Raw genomic sequence first — 14456 nt, 5'->3', positions numbered from 1 at the left:
CCCGTGACCCGGTATGGATCAGTCTACCGCGCCGACACCGGCGTTGTCATCGCCGCCGTCGTCGGGCGTCACATCCAGAATGCGCGCGCGCATGGTAATCTCTACAGGACCGGGCTTGCAGTCGGTCATGCACGGTTCGCTCTTTTGAGCGTAATGTGCTTCTTCGGCCCGGTCATCCGCAATGAAGTTTTCCTCATTGGGCAGGCGGATATCGAGGAAGTTGTCCTTCGAGAGTTCAAACTCCTCATCGTCCACCAGATCGTTCAGGTAAAGGAGATACGCGGTGATGGCGTAGACCTCATCGTCGGACAAAGACCTGGCATTGCCAAAAGGCATTGCCCGGCGGACATAGTCATAGACTGTCGACAAGTAGGGCCAGTAGGAACCGATTGTCTTTTCTGGGCGATCGTCGGTCAGGGTGTCATGGCCACCAGCTAAAACCGGCCAGCGGTCTACTGCCTCGCCAAAATCACCGTGACACATGGCGCAGTTGTCTGTGTAAAGAACTTCTCCGTCGGCAACAGTTCCCGATCCTTCGGGAAGCCCTTGTCCATCTGGCCGGATGTCGATGTCCCAGGCCGTCACTTCTTCAGCCAAGGCAACACGGCCGAGGCCGAAGACTCCACCGTCTCTTGTATTAAAAGCAGCGGCGGTAACGGGTTCTGTTGAGGCAGATGCGGCGGCGACTTGAGATCCGCTATCTTGTGAAGGTGCCTCTGATTGTTGTGAACCGTTGTCTGCATCTTCCGAGTAAGTTGCAAGATATGCCAAAATGTTGTCGAGATCCGCATCCTTGCGGAGCCCCGTGAAGGCCATCTTGGTGCCTTTGATCATGGCCTTCGGTTTGGCGAGATAGGTGCGGGTGGTTTCCATGTCCCAGACCAATCCATCCTCTCCAGCCTTGATCATGGCGTTCGAGTACTTGTAGCCATCGATCTCGCCAGCTGTGCGCCCAAACAGGTCGTTTAGATGCGGACCAACTTTGTTCTTGGCCCCATCACCGACAGCATGGCAGGCTTGGCATTTCTTGAAGACCTTCTCGCCCTTGGCCGCATCACCCGCGGTGGCAGTGGAGGCAAGCGCAACGAGAACGGTGCCGAGCGAAAGCGCTTTAAGAGACTTCAACATTTTCAACCGCCCCGTTCTTTTGGACATACCAGGTCTGAATGCCGTTGTTGTGGTAGATGGAGTTTTCGCCTCGGGCGGCCCGCAGCTCGTTTTTGGTTGGCTGGTAGAACCCGTGTTCATCCATTGCGCGGGACTGGATCAGCATTTCCGACCCGTCCCAATCAATGTCTAGGTAGAAGCGGTGCAGAGATTTCGACAGGCTTGGCCCGTCAATCCGCGCCGTCTTCCAATTCCGGCCGCCGTCCAGAGATACGTCTACCCGGGTGATGCGGCCGTTGCCCGACCAGGCTAGCCCTGAAATCACCATTGGTCCCTTGCCGTGAGAAACCGGCATTTGCGGGCTTGGGCTGGTGATGACGGATTTCGGATCCATCACCCAGGTAAAGCGCCTGGCTTTTCCTGTTTCCAGAAGGTCGGTGTATTTCGACGTTTCCTCCCGGTGGTGCCACGGCTGATCGCCGACTTCCAAGCGGCGCAGCCATTTGACCCACATGTTGCCTTCCCAACCTGGAACGACGAGACGCAGCGGGTAGCCCTGTTCGGCGCGCAGCGCTTCGCCGTTCATTTTCCAGGCAACCAGGCAGTCATCCAGCGCCTTTTCCATTGGGATGGAACGTGTCATGTGGGCGGCATCTGCGCCTTCGGGAAGCACCCATTTGCCGTTGGTCTTGACACCGGCTTCTTCCAGAAGTGTTTTCAGTTTCACGCCGGTGTACATCACGTTGTGCACCATACCGTGGGTGAACTGGCAGCCATTGAGCTGAGACCCGCGCCACTCCATGCCGCCATTTGCCGCGCATTCCAGGAAGTAGACGTGGTTTTCGCGGGGGAAGCGCTTCAGGTCTTCCATGGTGAAGACCAGAGGTGTGTCGACCAGGCCGTTGATCATCAGGCGGTGATCCTGCGGTCGGATCTGCGCGACACCGCCATGGTGGCGCTCAAAACACAGCCCGTTCGGTGTGATGATCCCGTCGAGTTCATGGAGTGGTGTAAAATTGATTGAGGCGACGGCATCAGCGGTCAGCCAGGGCACGTTGCGCCGGACCACTTCCGATTCAAATTCTGATGGTAGACCGTACGGTGCTGCATCGACGCCATCGCCGAGATACCGGTTCCAGTCCTGAATTTCCGTGATCAATGGGTCACCTGCTGCGCGCGCTGCGCCTGCAGCTCCGGCGGCACCTGCGGCAACACCGCTCGCGAGGCCGGCCTTGAGAAGGGACCGCCGAGAGAGGGAGGGAGTGCCCTTGTCCTTTGTCTCAGTCATGTTTCTGTCCTCAGGTCTTAAACAAATTTAGACACCGATCACCTTCACGGACTCATTGTCCGGAAGCTTCACGGTCGGATTTTTTGTGATGTGGTTTTCAACGACGTCCCAGATCGCCGGGCCCTCGGTGTCTTCATTGACCGAAGCCCAGCCGGCAACGACGTAGTCTTTCGCAGGGTCGATCGGCTCACCGGTTGAAAGAAGCGTCATGTCGGAGATGCGTTCGCCGATCTCCATTTTGGGGTCGATCGTATACCCCATGCCGCCAACGCGGACCATGTCGCCGCCTTGCTGATAATACGGGTCCTTGTTGAAGAGGTTGTCGCCAACGTCTTCGAGAATGTCCTTCAGCATTTGACCGTTCATGGTCGAGCGATAAGCGGCCGGGTAGGTCATGGCACAGGCGTTGTGGAGGTCTTCGAAGGTGATATCTTGACCGGGCAGGAGGCTGGTGCCCCAGCGAAAGCCGGGCGACAGTGCAATCTGGGCGTCGCGTTCCTTCACAAGCGCCTGACAAATCAGGTCATCGAAGGTGCCGTTGAAGTTGCCGCGCCGGTAAAGGAGGCTTTCTGTCTTGCCGAGAATCCGCGAAAGGTCTGCCTCAAAGGGCGCGCGGACCTCATCGATCAGCGCACTCATCTCTGCATCTGGCGTGATTACGTCAGAAAAGATCGGGATCAGACGGTACTTGTAGCCTATAACCGCGCCGTCTTTCACATCCAGATCAACGCGGGAGACGAACTTGCCGTTCGAGCCAGATGCAATCACCAGCGTGTCGTTGACAATGACCGGTTCAGGCAAAGCGTCGTGCGTGTGGCCGGTTAGGATGACGTCGATGCCAGCAACGTTGGAGGCAAGCTTCCGGTCAACGTCGAACCCATTGTGAGAGAGCAAGACAATGACCTCGGCGCCTTCGCCGCGGGCCTCTTCGACGTGCTTGGCAATGTCTTCCTCGCGGATGCCGAAGGACCAGCCCGGAATCATCCAGCGTGGATTGGCGATCGGCGTGTAGGGGAAGGCCTGCCCAATGACCGCAACCTTTGACCCACCGCGCTCAAACATTTTCCAGGCTTCGAACGCGGGCTCATCCCACTCGTTGTCGTAAATGTTGGAGCCCAGGAACGCAAAGGGAAGGTCGTCGATGATCTCCTGAACCCGGTCCGTGCCGTATGTGAATTCCCAGTGGCCGGTCATGGCATCCGGTTTCAACGCGTTCATGACCGTTACCATGTCCTGGCCAAGCGTTTGATTGGACGTGTAACTGCCCTGCCAGGTGTCGCCCCCGTCCAGTAGCAGGACGTTGTCATCGCCGCGCTCGGCGCGAATGCGCTTGATCACGGTTGCAACCCGGTCCATGCCGCCCATCTTGCCGTAGGATTTCGCCAGGGAGGCGAAGTCCTCTGATGTGAGGGCGTAGGCGTCCGGCGAACCGGCTTCGATGTTGTAGAGTTTGAGAAAGTCCGCACCGGTCACATGCGGAGGTTTGCCGGTGACATCGCCAATGCCGAGATTGATGGAGGGTTCCCGGAAGTAGATCGGCTTCAGCTGGGCATGAATGTCGGTAATGTGGACCAGCGTCAGGGACCCTGCCGGCTCCATGGCCAGGAGTTGGTCTTCGCTCAACGCCTGTTGTGCCGTCAGCTTTGACCACGACCCGGCCATGCCGGAGCCAAGCAGGGCGCTTGTTGCGGTTGCCGCCATCAAGAACTCACGTCTTGAAAACATTCACTTAACTCCCGAATCCTGATGAGGCCAAAGCCTCCGAATTAGCCAATAGCAAAAGGCAAAGTTTTTCTGTTGGCGCGTAAAAACTTACGCACCTTGATCGTTTTATCGACCGGTGTTGATTTGATCAGCCGCCGGCGCCCTGGCCGGAGTTTAGGAAGCGGCAGTTCACCGCCGCCTCCAGAGTTCTTACGTTGTTTTACTGGCGAACGGCCGGTGTTTCGACCGACAGGCCGGAGCCGCGCCAGGCGAGGTACAATTCAAGCGATGTGAATTCATCCGAGCCGCGTTTGAACGGCGTTGCGCGGATGTTGTCCATGCAGCCTTTGAACCGCCGGTGTGTTGATCCAAGCCCCTGCCATTTCAAGCGATAGGTCGGGAAGCCGTTGATCTGACCCTGACTCAAATGGTCGGCACGGATCATGTTGCCATAGTTGTCCTCATGACAATTGGAACACGACATGTCGAGCTGACCGACGCGTGTGTAGTAGAGATCCTTGCCCTTGTTGAACCACTCCTTGGCAGGGCCGTCGATCTTCACATTGACCGGCATGCCGCGGGATTGAAGACCAAGAAACGCCGTCATTGCGAGCATCTCGGCACTTTCCCATTTCCATGGATCGGCGCCCTGGTGTTCCTTCCGTGACCAGTTGATGTGGTCTTCAAGGGTCATCAGGGTGTTTTCGCCCTCGTGCCATTTGGGCATGGAGGCTCGCAAGCCCTTCATGCTTTCCGAGGCATCTCCGTGGCAAGACGCACACGATTTCCCGGAAGTGCCGGCTTCAGTTTCCCAAAGTTCCGAACCGTAGTCGACTGCTGCAAATGCGGGGTTTTCAAAGTCGTCTGTTTGCAGGGCCTGAGTTTCATCAGAGCGGAACCGCCATCCAGAAAGAAGTTCATCCAACGGGTGACCTTCCGGTGCCGCCACTTTTGTAACGAGCTGTTCGCCTTCGACGATCAATTCCGCATTTTCATCCGCAACGGATTGGTTGGACATTCCGAGTACCAAACCTGTCGCAAGGATTGCAGCGGCAGAGCGTCCTGTATTTTTCGTCATGGTCAAATCGTCTCCTCCCGATTTGTGCGACCGTGATGGCTTTAGACCCTATTCGACCGTTATTTTCTTTTCGGTCTCATAGACGCTGCCGTTGTCGTCCACCCAGGTGAACTTGAAGGTCCCGCTGTTGTCGACCTTTGCGCTGAACTGAAGGTATGGGTTAGCCGATACCGCAGGGTCCAGATCACAGGAGAACACGACTTGGCCGTCGAACTCGCAGGTGAACTTGTTGATGATCTGCCGGGGGATCAACTCGCCGGTTTTCTTGTCTTTGCGCTGACCTGATTCCATCGGATGGCTGATCAGTGTCTTGATGGTGATGACTTCACCCTTGTCGGCCTTCTTTGGCACTTTTACGCGGGGTTTTGGGGATGCCATTTTTCGTTTCCTCTCGTCCGGTCGTTGCCGATTAGCCGCCGCAGCCGCCGATGGTGACCTTGACTTCCTTGGTGTCCATGAAGGTTGAACCGTCGCTCATTTTGGCGACAGCGATGACGTTTTGTGTCTTCGCCAGCCGGATCCGGGTCTTGGCTTCGGCTGCACCGCTCATGGCTGAAAAGTGGAACGTCGCAACAGCCGGGTTCGGGTTCCCATCTGCCAGGATCAGAACCGATTCAACATAATTGTCCGAAGTCATCGGGCTATCGACAGTCACACCCACGGGAACGGTGTTACCGTTTTCCGCGATTTCCGGCGTATCCAATGAGACTGTGCCCTCGGTCGGGGTCGCTCCTCCGGTAAACTCCTTGATAGCAGCGTCCGTGTCAGGTGTTGCCGCGAAAGAAATTCGCGGGGCGAATGTCAGGAAGGCGGCTGCACCTGCAGTCATGGCCAAAGCCTGGCGTCTAGTGATGGTCATCTCTTGCTCCTTGAAACCGGAGATCAGTTTTCTTTGAGGGTCAGCAGATAAGCGACCACATCCTCGACTTCCTGGGCGGAGAGGATCGTCTTATCGGTGAATTTATCGGCGATGCGTGCTCCAAGTGCCGTCGTGTAGAAACCGGGCATTATGGTTTGGTCGCCGAATACCTGCTTGCTGTTGATCACGATCGCGCGCAATTGCTCCGTGCTCCAGCGATCGCCAACGCCATCCAGTTCCGGGCCAACTTCGCCGTGAAACAGAAGCTCGGCCAGGTCTGCGTTCGCGTGACAGGCGAGGCAGTTGCCTTTTTTCCGGTCAGCGAAAGTGTCCCGGCCGGCAACAGGGTCACCGGCCTTGCCGGTAAGTGATGATTTGGCCTCCATGTCGACAATCTCGACGGCCGTTGGAGCGATGGTTTCCGCATGCAATGCGCTGACCGAAAGTGTCCCGGCCAGGCATATCGCTAAAGCAGCGCCCCATAGTCTTGCGCCCTTTGTCATATTATTGGCTTTCCTCCTCAGTGCGGGTACGCTCCACCGTACCCAAGATGGACTCATTTCCACGGTCCATCTGTTCTCCTCACATTAAAAGATATGATTTTTTGCATATGTTATGCAATACGCCTTTTTGCGGACTTTCAAATTTGTGCAAGTTTTAGTCCCCTCCAAGACGGCCTTGGTCACGTAACTCATTGATTATACGAGCGTGATACTTCTGAAAGTGTTCGTCACTCTCGTAGCCTTTTTCGTTCACCCAGCGGAACATATTCAGGAATGTCCACTTTCCGAATGATCCGGGCATTGTCGCAACCGCCGAATCCGCGACCGTTCCATCTTCCGGTATTTCGTCTGGAAGAAAGACGATTGTCGGTGTGAACACATAGCCCCATTTTCGGGCGGCGGTCTTCTCGGTCAGCTCTTCTCCGTCAATGTCGATGACTTCTTCGTCGCCGAACATGTTGTATTGCACAACCATGAAGTGCTCTTTGATGTAGTCCGTCACTTCCGGGTCACTCAGGAGCTTCTCATGCATCGCCTTGCAGTAGATGCATCCGCGTTGCTCGAATACCAAGGCGAGACGTTTTCCCTCGTCGGATGCTGTTTCAATGTCTTCTGCGATATCCTTGAAAGTGATGGTGAACCAGGGTTGTTTGTGGAGCCCGTCTTCGCCGAGGGTTGCGGTAAGGCCTGCAGTGTGGCTCAGCGTTAAGCAGACCGCTGCCGCCGCGATTGATTTGATGATCTGATGCATGTCGAACTCCTCCCAGATACGCTCAGCCGATTTGTGAGAAAACCGGAAATGTTTCCAACAACCAGAAGGCAATGGCGGACATCTGGCCGGTGATGAACAGAACTCCGGTCAAGACCAAGAACCCGCCCATGATTTTTTCGATGGTGCCCATATGTTTGCGGAAGCGACTGGCCCAGCCCAGAAACTGGCTTGCAAAGGCTGCCGCGAGAATGAACGGGATACCGATGCCTAAGGCGTAGACGGCCAGAAGGCCTGCGCCATGCCAGGTCGTTTGCGAGGATCCGGCAACAAACAAGATTGCTGCCAGCACTGGCCCGACGCAGGGCGTCCAGCCAAATGCGAAGGCGAGCCCCATGATGAATGCACCGACCAGACCAGCCGGTTTGGTCTCCACGTGAACTCTTGCCTCGCGGAACAATAGTCCGATCCGGAAAATGCCGAGAAAGTGCAGACCCATGATAATGATGATCGTGCCGGCGATGTAGGACAGAACATCGTAATAGCGCGCGATAGATTGACCGATCACGCTCGCGGTTGCTCCAAGCGCCACGAACACGGCAGAGAAGCCGAGCACGAATGCAATTGCGGCCAGGACCACCCGGCGTCCGGTGGCAGCCGTTGCCGCCTCCCCCTTCAGCTCGTCCACGCTCACGCCGGCGAGGTAACACAAATAGGGTGGTACGATTGGCAGGACGCAGGGCGACACAAAGGATAGCAATCCCGCCAGAAAGGCCGCGCCCCACGAAACCTCGAGCATAAAGTGTCCTCCCAGACATGACGACTTTGTGTTTTGTTTAAAATATTCAAAAAGTCATATATATTGCAATCACAGAAAACACGGAGAATGGCAAGTGCGTCGTTTGAATGTTGTGGGAGCGCTGGTTGCGTGCGCCTTTTTTACCGGACTTGCTGCGCTTCCCAGGCCCGGGATTGCAGCAGAGTTGATCATGGTTGAACAACCGGGTTGTTCCTGGTGCATGATCTGGAATGAAGAGATCGGCGTTGCCTACCCGAAAACCGATGAGGGCAAGCGCGCGCCCCTGCGCCGTGTGGATATCACGGATGGCTGGCCGGAAGATCTGGACAGTATTCAACGCGAGCGCCTGACTCCGACGTTCATCCTAGTTGAAGATGGCGAGGAGATCGCACGGCTCCGCGGGTATCCCGGTGAGCATTTCTTTTGGCCATTGCTCGGCGATATGCTCGACAAATTGGAGGAACACAGAAAAAGCGGCAGTTGATTATTGCTGCCACTTGCATCATCTACCTGAATGAGCGCAGAATTGCTGCGCTGCAGTAGTTTTTCGCTGGACCTGTACGGATACTGAAACGTTCGATGAACCTGCCCGTCTTCAAGAAGGATATGAGCGCCGAAGACTTTGACCAGTTGATGGGTCAGGCGCGCAAGGCAAGTGATCTTTTGAAAGCACTGTCCCATGAAGTGCGTCTTGTGATCTTGTGCCTGTTGTCTGAAGGAGAGAAATCCGTTTCAGAACTGGAAGATATCCTCACTGTGCCGCAAGCGGCAGTGTCACAGCAGCTCGCCCGATTGCGTCTTGAGGGTCTTGTGCAGACACGGCGCGAAGGCCGGATGATTTACTACAGTCTGGTTGATGATGAGGTCAGCTCCATCATCTCCACCTTGTATGATCTTTTCTGCAAGGAGGTCAGGCCACAGCCCAGCGATAATCAGTAAGCTTGGACTATGCTGCCGCGTGCATTGCAGCACGCTTGAGCGTTGAAGAGCCTTATCCCCCTTGTTACTCTCTAAAAAGAGCCACCGGAGAGTAGCCTTTGGGGGGACGCGACGAGGGGCCGGTAACGGCAGCCAACAATGCCTGAATTAGACCTGACGCTTGTGTTGCCTGTATTCGGCGTTCTTGCCGGATGCTTTCTTGGATTTATTGGCCGCGCCACACATTTTTGCACCCTGTCCGCGCTGGAGCGGCACTGGTATGCCGGAGACAGTTCCGGCCTAAGAACCTGGGTGCTTGCAGCCGTGGTTGCGTTGATTGGAACGCAGGTGCTTGTCGCATTCGGTCTCGCCAACACTGGCGCTTCCTTTTATCTCGACCCGGGATTCCCCTGGACCGGTGCCATTCTCGGTGGGGCGATGTTCGGCCTCGGCATGGCCTTGGTTGGCACATGCGGGTTTGGCGCCGTGCTGCGCCTTGGTGGCGGCAGTCTGAGAGCTCTGGTGGTTCTGACCGTCATCGGACTGGCCGCATTGGCCGCTCAGCGCGGGATCGTCGGGATCATTCGGGTGCCATTGGTTGATGATCAAATGATTACCTTCACGGCCGCCGGCAGTCAGTCCATGGGCGATATTGCCTCCAGTCTGGCTGGTTTCGATCTGCGGTGGCTGGTCGCGCTTCTCATGATTGGGATCGGACTGGGCTGGATATTCAAGGACAAGGCCTATCGCAGTGCCCGGGCCAAAATCGCTTCTGCCGTTGGGATCGGTCTGGTCATCCCGTTCGGCTGGTGGGCCACAACTTACGTAGCCGCAAATTCCTTTGACCCTGTGCAGATCGAGGCAGGGTCCTTCGTTGTGCCGGTTGGAGACAGTATTCTGCAGCTGATCACCTACACCGGTGTTTGGCCCGACTATGGTGTCGGACTGATCGCAGGCACGCTCACTGGTGCGGTTCTTGCGGCTCTCTGGAATCGCGATATCCGCTGGGAAGCTTGTGATGATGCCCGGGAACTCGGGCGTCACATTCTTGGCGGTACACTTATGGGCATCGGCGGTGTTTTCGCGATGGGCTGCACCGTTGGGCAGGGCATTACGGGTTTTTCCACCATGGCGATCTCGGCACCGATCGTGATGCTATCCATGGCATTCGGCGCCCGGGTAGGTCTCGCGTGGCTCGTCGAAGGCTCCGCCCTGGCGGCTTTCCGGCGGAGTGACGGCGCCGATCATCGTCATCCAGCGGAATAGCGGCAGCGGAGTTGTACGGACTAGTGCAGTCCCGGTTGTGAACCGGGACCATTATTGAGGCCCTGGCTCAAGGCCGAGGCGGCTTCACAGCTTCACCCCGCCACGAACTTGTAGGCAGACCCGGCACGCTCGACGCGGCCGATGCCCATGTCCGGCAGATGAAAGCCGATCAATTGCGTTTGGTCCGTGGCCAGTCGATCCAGAAGAGCCTTCCGTGTTTTTATACCCTTTTGCGGGTCCTGATCCGATCCAGACACCCAGTCGGGCTTCTCGAAGGAAATCACTGAATTGGTGATTGCATCCCCCAAGACCAGAACGGATTCGCCATCTCCATGGATCATATAGGACGTGTGACCCGGTGTATGACCGGACGTGTCGACAGCTTCAACACCGGGTACGACTTCCATGCCAGGCGTGACCATCTGCACCTGGTCTTCGATGGCCTCAAAGCGTGCCTGCGCCCCGACGACGAAGCTTTTACGGGCTTCCGGTGTCTTCGCCAGCGTGTCATCGGCGCGCCAATAGTCCCATTCAGCTTGCGGCACCCAGAGCGTCGCTTCTGGATAAAGCACATCATCAAAGTCATCGAGAATGCCCCAGAGATGATCCGGATGCGCATGGGTGAAGATCACATCGGTCACGTCTGAAGGATCAATGCCGGCCTCTTCGAGACCGGATAACAGCTCGCCTGCGCTGGGCTGGAAGTTGGCTCCGGCGCCTGCATCGAACAGAACAAGCCGGTCGTCTTGGCGCAGGAGGGTGATGTTGCAGTCCGGTGATGCTATATCGGTTGGCAGGCCATGAGGTTTCAACAGTGCCTGAATCTCCTCCGGGCTTTGCTCAGGCAGAAGGAAATTCATCGGTAGGCTCAAGTTGCCGTCAGAAAAGACGCTGACCTCATTGCCGCCGAGTTTTATGGGGTCCGAGGCTGCAAAGGAAGGGCGGAGGCCCGTGATCGCAGCTGCTCCTATGCCGAGTCCGGCCTTTAGCAAAAAGCGGCGCGAGGGGTGTTCTTTCAAGGCAACCGGCATGCGTAGTCCTCCACATATTCAAATTTATGAATTTATCTATGTTTCCTTGAGAAACGTCAATGCAGATAGGGAAAGAGGCAGGCAAGTGTTGCAGATCCAACACCGGCTAATCGGTAGAAAACGATGGATTTGACCTACTTTCTGGATCGATTTTCAGAACCTGCGATTTTGACTGCGGGCGGCTTTCTGGCCGGTGCTTTGTTTGGCGGGTTCGCGCAGCAAAGCCGGTTCTGTTTGAGGGCTGCAGCGCTTGACTTTGCGCACGGTGTTTTTGGCGTTCGCTTATCAATCTGGCTGTTTGCGTTCTCCGCAGCACTTCTTGGAACGCAGCTGCTTGTTGGCTTCGGCGAAGTGCCATCGCAAGAAGCCCGTCAACTCGCCTCTCCGCAAAGTCTCTCTGGTGCGGCGCTGGGCGGCGTGATGTTTGGCATTGGAATGGTCTTGGCTAGGGGGTGCGCCAGCCGGCTTCTCGTCCTCTCTGCGACCGGCAACTTGCGGGCGCTTCTGTCCGGACTGGTCTTTGCGGTGATTGCCCAAGCCAGCCTGAGGGGTATCTTGAAACCCTTGCGCGAATGGTTCGCCGGGCTCTGGACAACGGCGGACATCGGCGGGAATGATTTGATTGCACATTTAGGGCTGTCGCAGACAGTCGTACTTGGTTTTGCATTGCTTTGGTTGGGGGCCGGGATTGTGATTGCGATCAAGGCCAAAACACCCCTTTGGCAAGCAATTGCAGCGTGCGGAGCGGGGCTTGCCGTACCGCTCGCATGGTGGTTCACAGCTTCCGTTGCCAGTCAGGCGTTTGAGCCGGTGCAGATCGAGGGCATCACCTTTACCGGCCCCTCGGCTGATACGCTGATGCTGTTCTTGTCGCCCGCGCAGTCTGCGCTCGATTTTGGTATCGGACTTGTTCCCGGCGTTTTTGCCGGCTCGTTCCTCGCTGCACTTTTTTCCCGCGAACTGGAGCTTCAAGGCTTTGAAGGTGGCCGGTCTATGGCCCGCTATGGAACGGGTGCAGCGCTGATGGGCTTTGGCGGCATGCTGGCCGGCGGCTGTGCCGTTGGCGCGGGTATCACCGGGGCCTCAGTTTTCGCGGTGACTGCCTGGACTACGCTCTCGGCGATCTGGCTATCTGCGGGATTGACCGACTTTGCATTGAATGGCCGTCCGGCCAAGACCGCACCTGCGCAGCCGGTCGTTGGAACGTCTTAAGCAAGGCTATGTGAGGATTGTCCTTAGCCAGGCTTTCACCGTCTCCACTTCAGGACGTGTTCTTGCTGAATGATCCCGTTCCACAAGGTAATGGTCTTGTCCGAGTGGAATACGAATGTCCAAGGGAATCTTGAGCCGCCCAGCCTCTTCCAGCCGGATCGCAGCCCGCTCCAGGATGAGAGCGACTCCAGCACCTGCTGCTGCCAGCTCAACAGCTGCAAGCGTGGTGTCGACAGTTACCCGTCGCTGCCCCTTTGGGCGTTCCAGGCCACATCTTTCAAAGTATCGGTCCCAGTGATCCTCGAAACCTAGAATGTGGATGAGCGGTGTCTCCAGAAGCGTATTGGGCGTGTCTATGGCTTCGGCAAGCAAGGGGGCGCAGACGGGAATGATTGTGTCCATTGCCAGAAGGTCTGCGTGGCCGTCTGGCCATTTGCCGATGCCAAGTCGAATGTCGATATCGACTTCGGTCTCTAAAACTGTCTCTGCCCAGATGGCAGACAGGAGGCGAACCTTGATTGTCGGATGTTGCTCTAAAAATATAGGCAATTGTGGCGCGACCACCAGAACCGTCGTTGAGATTGGTGCCCGCAGGGTGACAGTCCCGGACTGGCGTGCCCCGAAAAGACCTGCCGTTGACAAAGACAGCTCGTCAATTGCCTTGCGTACGGAGGGCAAATAGGCCTTTCCGATTTCGGTCAGAGCGAGTTTGCGCGTCGAGCGGAGAAACAGCGCATGCCCGAGCTGGCTCTCCAAGTTGCGGATATGTGTGCTGACGGCGGCCTGGGTGAGGCCCAGGTCATCGGCGGCCGCTGTGAAACTGCCGAGCCGGGCGGCCGTCTCGAAGCTTCTGAGCCACATCAGATTTGGAAGAATGGACATCTTCTTATTGATAAAAAAATTATAGGAATGTCCATCTATTTATTCGTTTTTCTTTTTGTACTGGTTCAGGAATCCTTTCCGCCATCTGAATTGGCCTTGTAACTTCGGAGAGGCGGACATGCATGTAGGGTTTATCGGTCTTGGCAATGTTGGCGGCAAACTGGCTGGAAGCATCTTGCGCAATGGTTTTGATCTCACGGTTCTCGATCTCGATGAAAATCTCATCCCGAAGTTTGCCGCGCTTGGCGCCCAAAAGGGGCAAAGTCCGAAACAGCTAGCTCAAGACTGCGATGTGGTGATTACTTGTCTGCCAAGTCCGGCCGCCTGTGCTGCAGTTGTCGAGGGGCCGGATGGTATTCTTGAAGGCATTGGTCCAGGCACCATTTGGGCGGAAATGTCGACAACGGATGCCAGCGAAGTCAAACGGCTTGCCGGGCTTGTAACAGAAAAGGGCGGTGCGGCCATTGAATGCCCGGTTTCAGGCGGATGCCACCGGGCGGCCACCGGCAATATATCGATCTTCGCCGGGTGCAGCCGGGAGACCTTTGAAAAGGCCCTGCCTTTCCTGACTGTGCTGGGACGCCGGGTTCTGCACACAGGTGACATCGGGTCGGCTTCGGTGTTGAAAGTGGTCACGAATTATCTGGCGACCGCGAACCTTGTCTCCGTCTGTGAAGCTTTAACCACCTGCAAGGCGGCTGGTATGGATCTCAACACGGCCTATGAGGCGATCAAGATCTCATCTGGGACTTCCTTCGTGCATGAAACCGAAGGCCAGGTCATCCTCAATGGGTCCCGGGATATTTCCTTTACAATGGATCTGGTTGCCAAGGATATCGGATTGTTCCAGTCGATTGCCGAGGAACACTGCGTCCCGCTCGAGCTGTCACCCCTGTTGAACCAGATCTTCGCTGATGGCATCTCCCGCTATGGTCCTCGCGAGCTGTCGCCGAACATCATCAAGCGGCTGGAGGATGCGACAGGACTCACGATCCTTGGAGATGGCTTTCCGGCCGAAATGGAAGATGACGAGCCGGAAGAACCGGGGTACGAAGTCAGACCAACAGCTGCGGTTGCCATCGCGGCGGAATGAGTCTGGA

The 14456-nt window shown here is 56.5% G+C and carries 16 protein-coding genes; 5 read left to right on the top strand and 11 right to left on the bottom strand.

Features of this window, described 5'->3' with window-relative positions; all coding sequences use genetic code 11:
- Positions 1 to 18 precede the first annotated feature (18 nt).
- The 9 genes from RBB44_RS12310 to RBB44_RS12270 form a co-directional block, all read right to left on the bottom strand.
- Complete coding sequence (locus tag RBB44_RS12310; RefSeq protein ID WP_306147653.1) at positions 19 to 1128, bottom strand: c-type cytochrome; 1110 nt, start codon at positions 1126 to 1128, stop codon at positions 19 to 21.
- Positions 1112 to 2395 carry a sulfite dehydrogenase gene (gene soxC, locus RBB44_RS12305; protein ID WP_209174670.1) on the bottom strand — a complete coding sequence of 428 codons (1284 nt, stop codon included), beginning with the start codon at positions 2393 to 2395 and terminating at the stop codon, positions 1112 to 1114. Before soxC ends, RBB44_RS12310 begins: the two co-directional genes overlap by 17 nt.
- 27 nt (positions 2396 to 2422) lie before the next feature.
- The gene (gene soxB, locus RBB44_RS12300) at positions 2423 to 4120 is read right to left on the bottom strand and encodes a thiosulfohydrolase SoxB (RefSeq protein WP_306147652.1); all 1698 of its coding nucleotides are present in this window, start codon (positions 4118 to 4120) and stop codon (positions 2423 to 2425) included.
- 199 nt (positions 4121 to 4319) lie between these two features.
- Complete coding sequence (gene soxA / locus RBB44_RS12295; protein WP_306147651.1) at positions 4320 to 5177, bottom strand: sulfur oxidation c-type cytochrome SoxA; 858 nt, start codon at positions 5175 to 5177, stop codon at positions 4320 to 4322.
- Positions 5178 to 5225: 48 nt separating this feature from the next.
- Positions 5226 to 5555 (bottom strand): thiosulfate oxidation carrier complex protein SoxZ, encoded by a 330-nt coding sequence (soxZ, locus tag RBB44_RS12290; RefSeq protein WP_306147650.1) that lies wholly within the window; start codon positions 5553 to 5555, stop codon positions 5226 to 5228.
- 31 nt (positions 5556 to 5586) lie between these two features.
- Positions 5587 to 6036, bottom strand: a complete 450-nt coding sequence (gene soxY, locus RBB44_RS12285; protein WP_306147649.1) for a thiosulfate oxidation carrier protein SoxY — start codon at positions 6034 to 6036, stop codon at positions 5587 to 5589.
- 23 nt (positions 6037 to 6059) lie between these two features.
- The gene (gene soxX / locus RBB44_RS12280; RefSeq protein WP_306147648.1) at positions 6060 to 6539 is read right to left on the bottom strand and encodes a sulfur oxidation c-type cytochrome SoxX; all 480 of its coding nucleotides are present in this window, start codon (positions 6537 to 6539) and stop codon (positions 6060 to 6062) included.
- Positions 6540 to 6693: 154 nt separating this feature from the next.
- On the bottom strand, positions 6694 to 7290 hold the full coding sequence (locus RBB44_RS12275) for a thioredoxin family protein (protein WP_306147647.1): 597 nt from the start codon (positions 7288 to 7290) through the stop codon (positions 6694 to 6696).
- Positions 7291 to 7312: 22 nt separating this feature from the next.
- The gene (locus RBB44_RS12270) at positions 7313 to 8047 is read right to left on the bottom strand and encodes a cytochrome c biogenesis CcdA family protein (protein ID WP_306147646.1); all 735 of its coding nucleotides are present in this window, start codon (positions 8045 to 8047) and stop codon (positions 7313 to 7315) included.
- A 190-nt stretch (positions 8048 to 8237) separates the two neighbouring features.
- Between RBB44_RS12270 and RBB44_RS12265 the strand changes: the two genes are divergently transcribed.
- From RBB44_RS12265 to RBB44_RS12255, 3 genes are all read left to right on the top strand, one after another.
- Positions 8238 to 8531, top strand: coding sequence for a transcriptional regulator (locus RBB44_RS12265; protein WP_306147875.1), 294 nt, complete (start codon positions 8238 to 8240; stop codon positions 8529 to 8531).
- Between the two features lie 95 nt (positions 8532 to 8626).
- Positions 8627 to 8986, top strand: coding sequence for a helix-turn-helix transcriptional regulator (locus RBB44_RS12260; RefSeq protein ID WP_306147645.1), 360 nt, complete (start codon positions 8627 to 8629; stop codon positions 8984 to 8986).
- 138 nt (positions 8987 to 9124) lie between these two features.
- Positions 9125 to 10231 (top strand): YeeE/YedE family protein, encoded by a 1107-nt coding sequence (locus RBB44_RS12255; protein ID WP_306147644.1) that lies wholly within the window; start codon positions 9125 to 9127, stop codon positions 10229 to 10231.
- Between the two features lie 92 nt (positions 10232 to 10323).
- Here RBB44_RS12255 and RBB44_RS12250 read toward each other — a convergent pair whose 3' ends face one another.
- The gene (locus tag RBB44_RS12250; RefSeq protein WP_306147643.1) at positions 10324 to 11262 is read right to left on the bottom strand and encodes an MBL fold metallo-hydrolase; all 939 of its coding nucleotides are present in this window, start codon (positions 11260 to 11262) and stop codon (positions 10324 to 10326) included.
- Positions 11263 to 11385: 123 nt separating this feature from the next.
- Between RBB44_RS12250 and RBB44_RS12245 the strand changes: the two genes are divergently transcribed.
- The gene (locus RBB44_RS12245) at positions 11386 to 12474 is read left to right on the top strand and encodes a YeeE/YedE family protein (protein WP_306147642.1); all 1089 of its coding nucleotides are present in this window, start codon (positions 11386 to 11388) and stop codon (positions 12472 to 12474) included.
- Positions 12475 to 12480: 6 nt separating this feature from the next.
- Here RBB44_RS12245 and RBB44_RS12240 read toward each other — a convergent pair whose 3' ends face one another.
- Positions 12481 to 13356, bottom strand: a complete 876-nt coding sequence (locus RBB44_RS12240) for a LysR substrate-binding domain-containing protein (RefSeq protein WP_306147641.1) — start codon at positions 13354 to 13356, stop codon at positions 12481 to 12483.
- 118 nt (positions 13357 to 13474) lie between these two features.
- On the opposite strand from RBB44_RS12240, the gene RBB44_RS12235 reads away from it, so the two are divergent.
- Positions 13475 to 14449 carry an NAD(P)-dependent oxidoreductase gene (locus RBB44_RS12235; RefSeq protein WP_306147640.1) on the top strand — a complete coding sequence of 325 codons (975 nt, stop codon included), beginning with the start codon at positions 13475 to 13477 and terminating at the stop codon, positions 14447 to 14449.
- The last annotated feature ends 7 nt before the right edge of the window (positions 14450 to 14456 follow it).

This window comes from Roseibium sp. MMSF_3247 (genome assembly GCF_030733765.1).
Lineage (GTDB): Bacteria > Pseudomonadota > Alphaproteobacteria > Rhizobiales > Stappiaceae > Roseibium.
This window is presented reverse-complemented; position numbering and strand designations above follow the sequence as displayed.

Bases quoted from the DNA above. Each gene is read 5' to 3' on its own strand.
- RBB44_RS12260 (WP_306147645.1), top strand. From the start codon at position 8,627: ATGAACCTGCCCGTCTTCAAGAAGGATATGAGCGCCGAAGACTTTGAC.
- soxB (WP_306147652.1), bottom strand. From the start codon at position 4,120: ATGTTTTCAAGACGTGAGTTCTTGATGGCGGCAACCGCAACAAGCGCC.
- RBB44_RS12240 (WP_306147641.1), bottom strand. From the start codon at position 13,356: ATGTCCATTCTTCCAAATCTGATGTGGCTCAGAAGCTTCGAGACGGCC.
- soxA (WP_306147651.1), bottom strand. From the start codon at position 5,177: ATGACGAAAAATACAGGACGCTCTGCCGCTGCAATCCTTGCGACAGGT.
- RBB44_RS12270 (WP_306147646.1), bottom strand. From the start codon at position 8,047: ATGCTCGAGGTTTCGTGGGGCGCGGCCTTTCTGGCGGGATTGCTATCC.
- RBB44_RS12265 (WP_306147875.1), top strand. From the start codon at position 8,238: ATGGTTGAACAACCGGGTTGTTCCTGGTGCATGATCTGGAATGAAGAG.
- soxY (WP_306147649.1), bottom strand. From the start codon at position 6,036: ATGACCATCACTAGACGCCAGGCTTTGGCCATGACTGCAGGTGCAGCC.
- RBB44_RS12255 (WP_306147644.1), top strand. From the start codon at position 9,125: ATGCCTGAATTAGACCTGACGCTTGTGTTGCCTGTATTCGGCGTTCTT.
- RBB44_RS12235 (WP_306147640.1), top strand. From the start codon at position 13,475: ATGCATGTAGGGTTTATCGGTCTTGGCAATGTTGGCGGCAAACTGGCT.
- RBB44_RS12310 (WP_306147653.1), bottom strand. From the start codon at position 1,128: ATGTTGAAGTCTCTTAAAGCGCTTTCGCTCGGCACCGTTCTCGTTGCG.
- soxC (WP_209174670.1), bottom strand. From the start codon at position 2,395: ATGACTGAGACAAAGGACAAGGGCACTCCCTCCCTCTCTCGGCGGTCC.
- soxX (WP_306147648.1), bottom strand. From the start codon at position 6,539: ATGACAAAGGGCGCAAGACTATGGGGCGCTGCTTTAGCGATATGCCTG.
- soxZ (WP_306147650.1), bottom strand. From the start codon at position 5,555: ATGGCATCCCCAAAACCCCGCGTAAAAGTGCCAAAGAAGGCCGACAAG.
- RBB44_RS12250 (WP_306147643.1), bottom strand. From the start codon at position 11,262: ATGCCGGTTGCCTTGAAAGAACACCCCTCGCGCCGCTTTTTGCTAAAG.
- RBB44_RS12275 (WP_306147647.1), bottom strand. From the start codon at position 7,290: ATGCATCAGATCATCAAATCAATCGCGGCGGCAGCGGTCTGCTTAACG.
- RBB44_RS12245 (WP_306147642.1), top strand. From the start codon at position 11,386: ATGGATTTGACCTACTTTCTGGATCGATTTTCAGAACCTGCGATTTTG.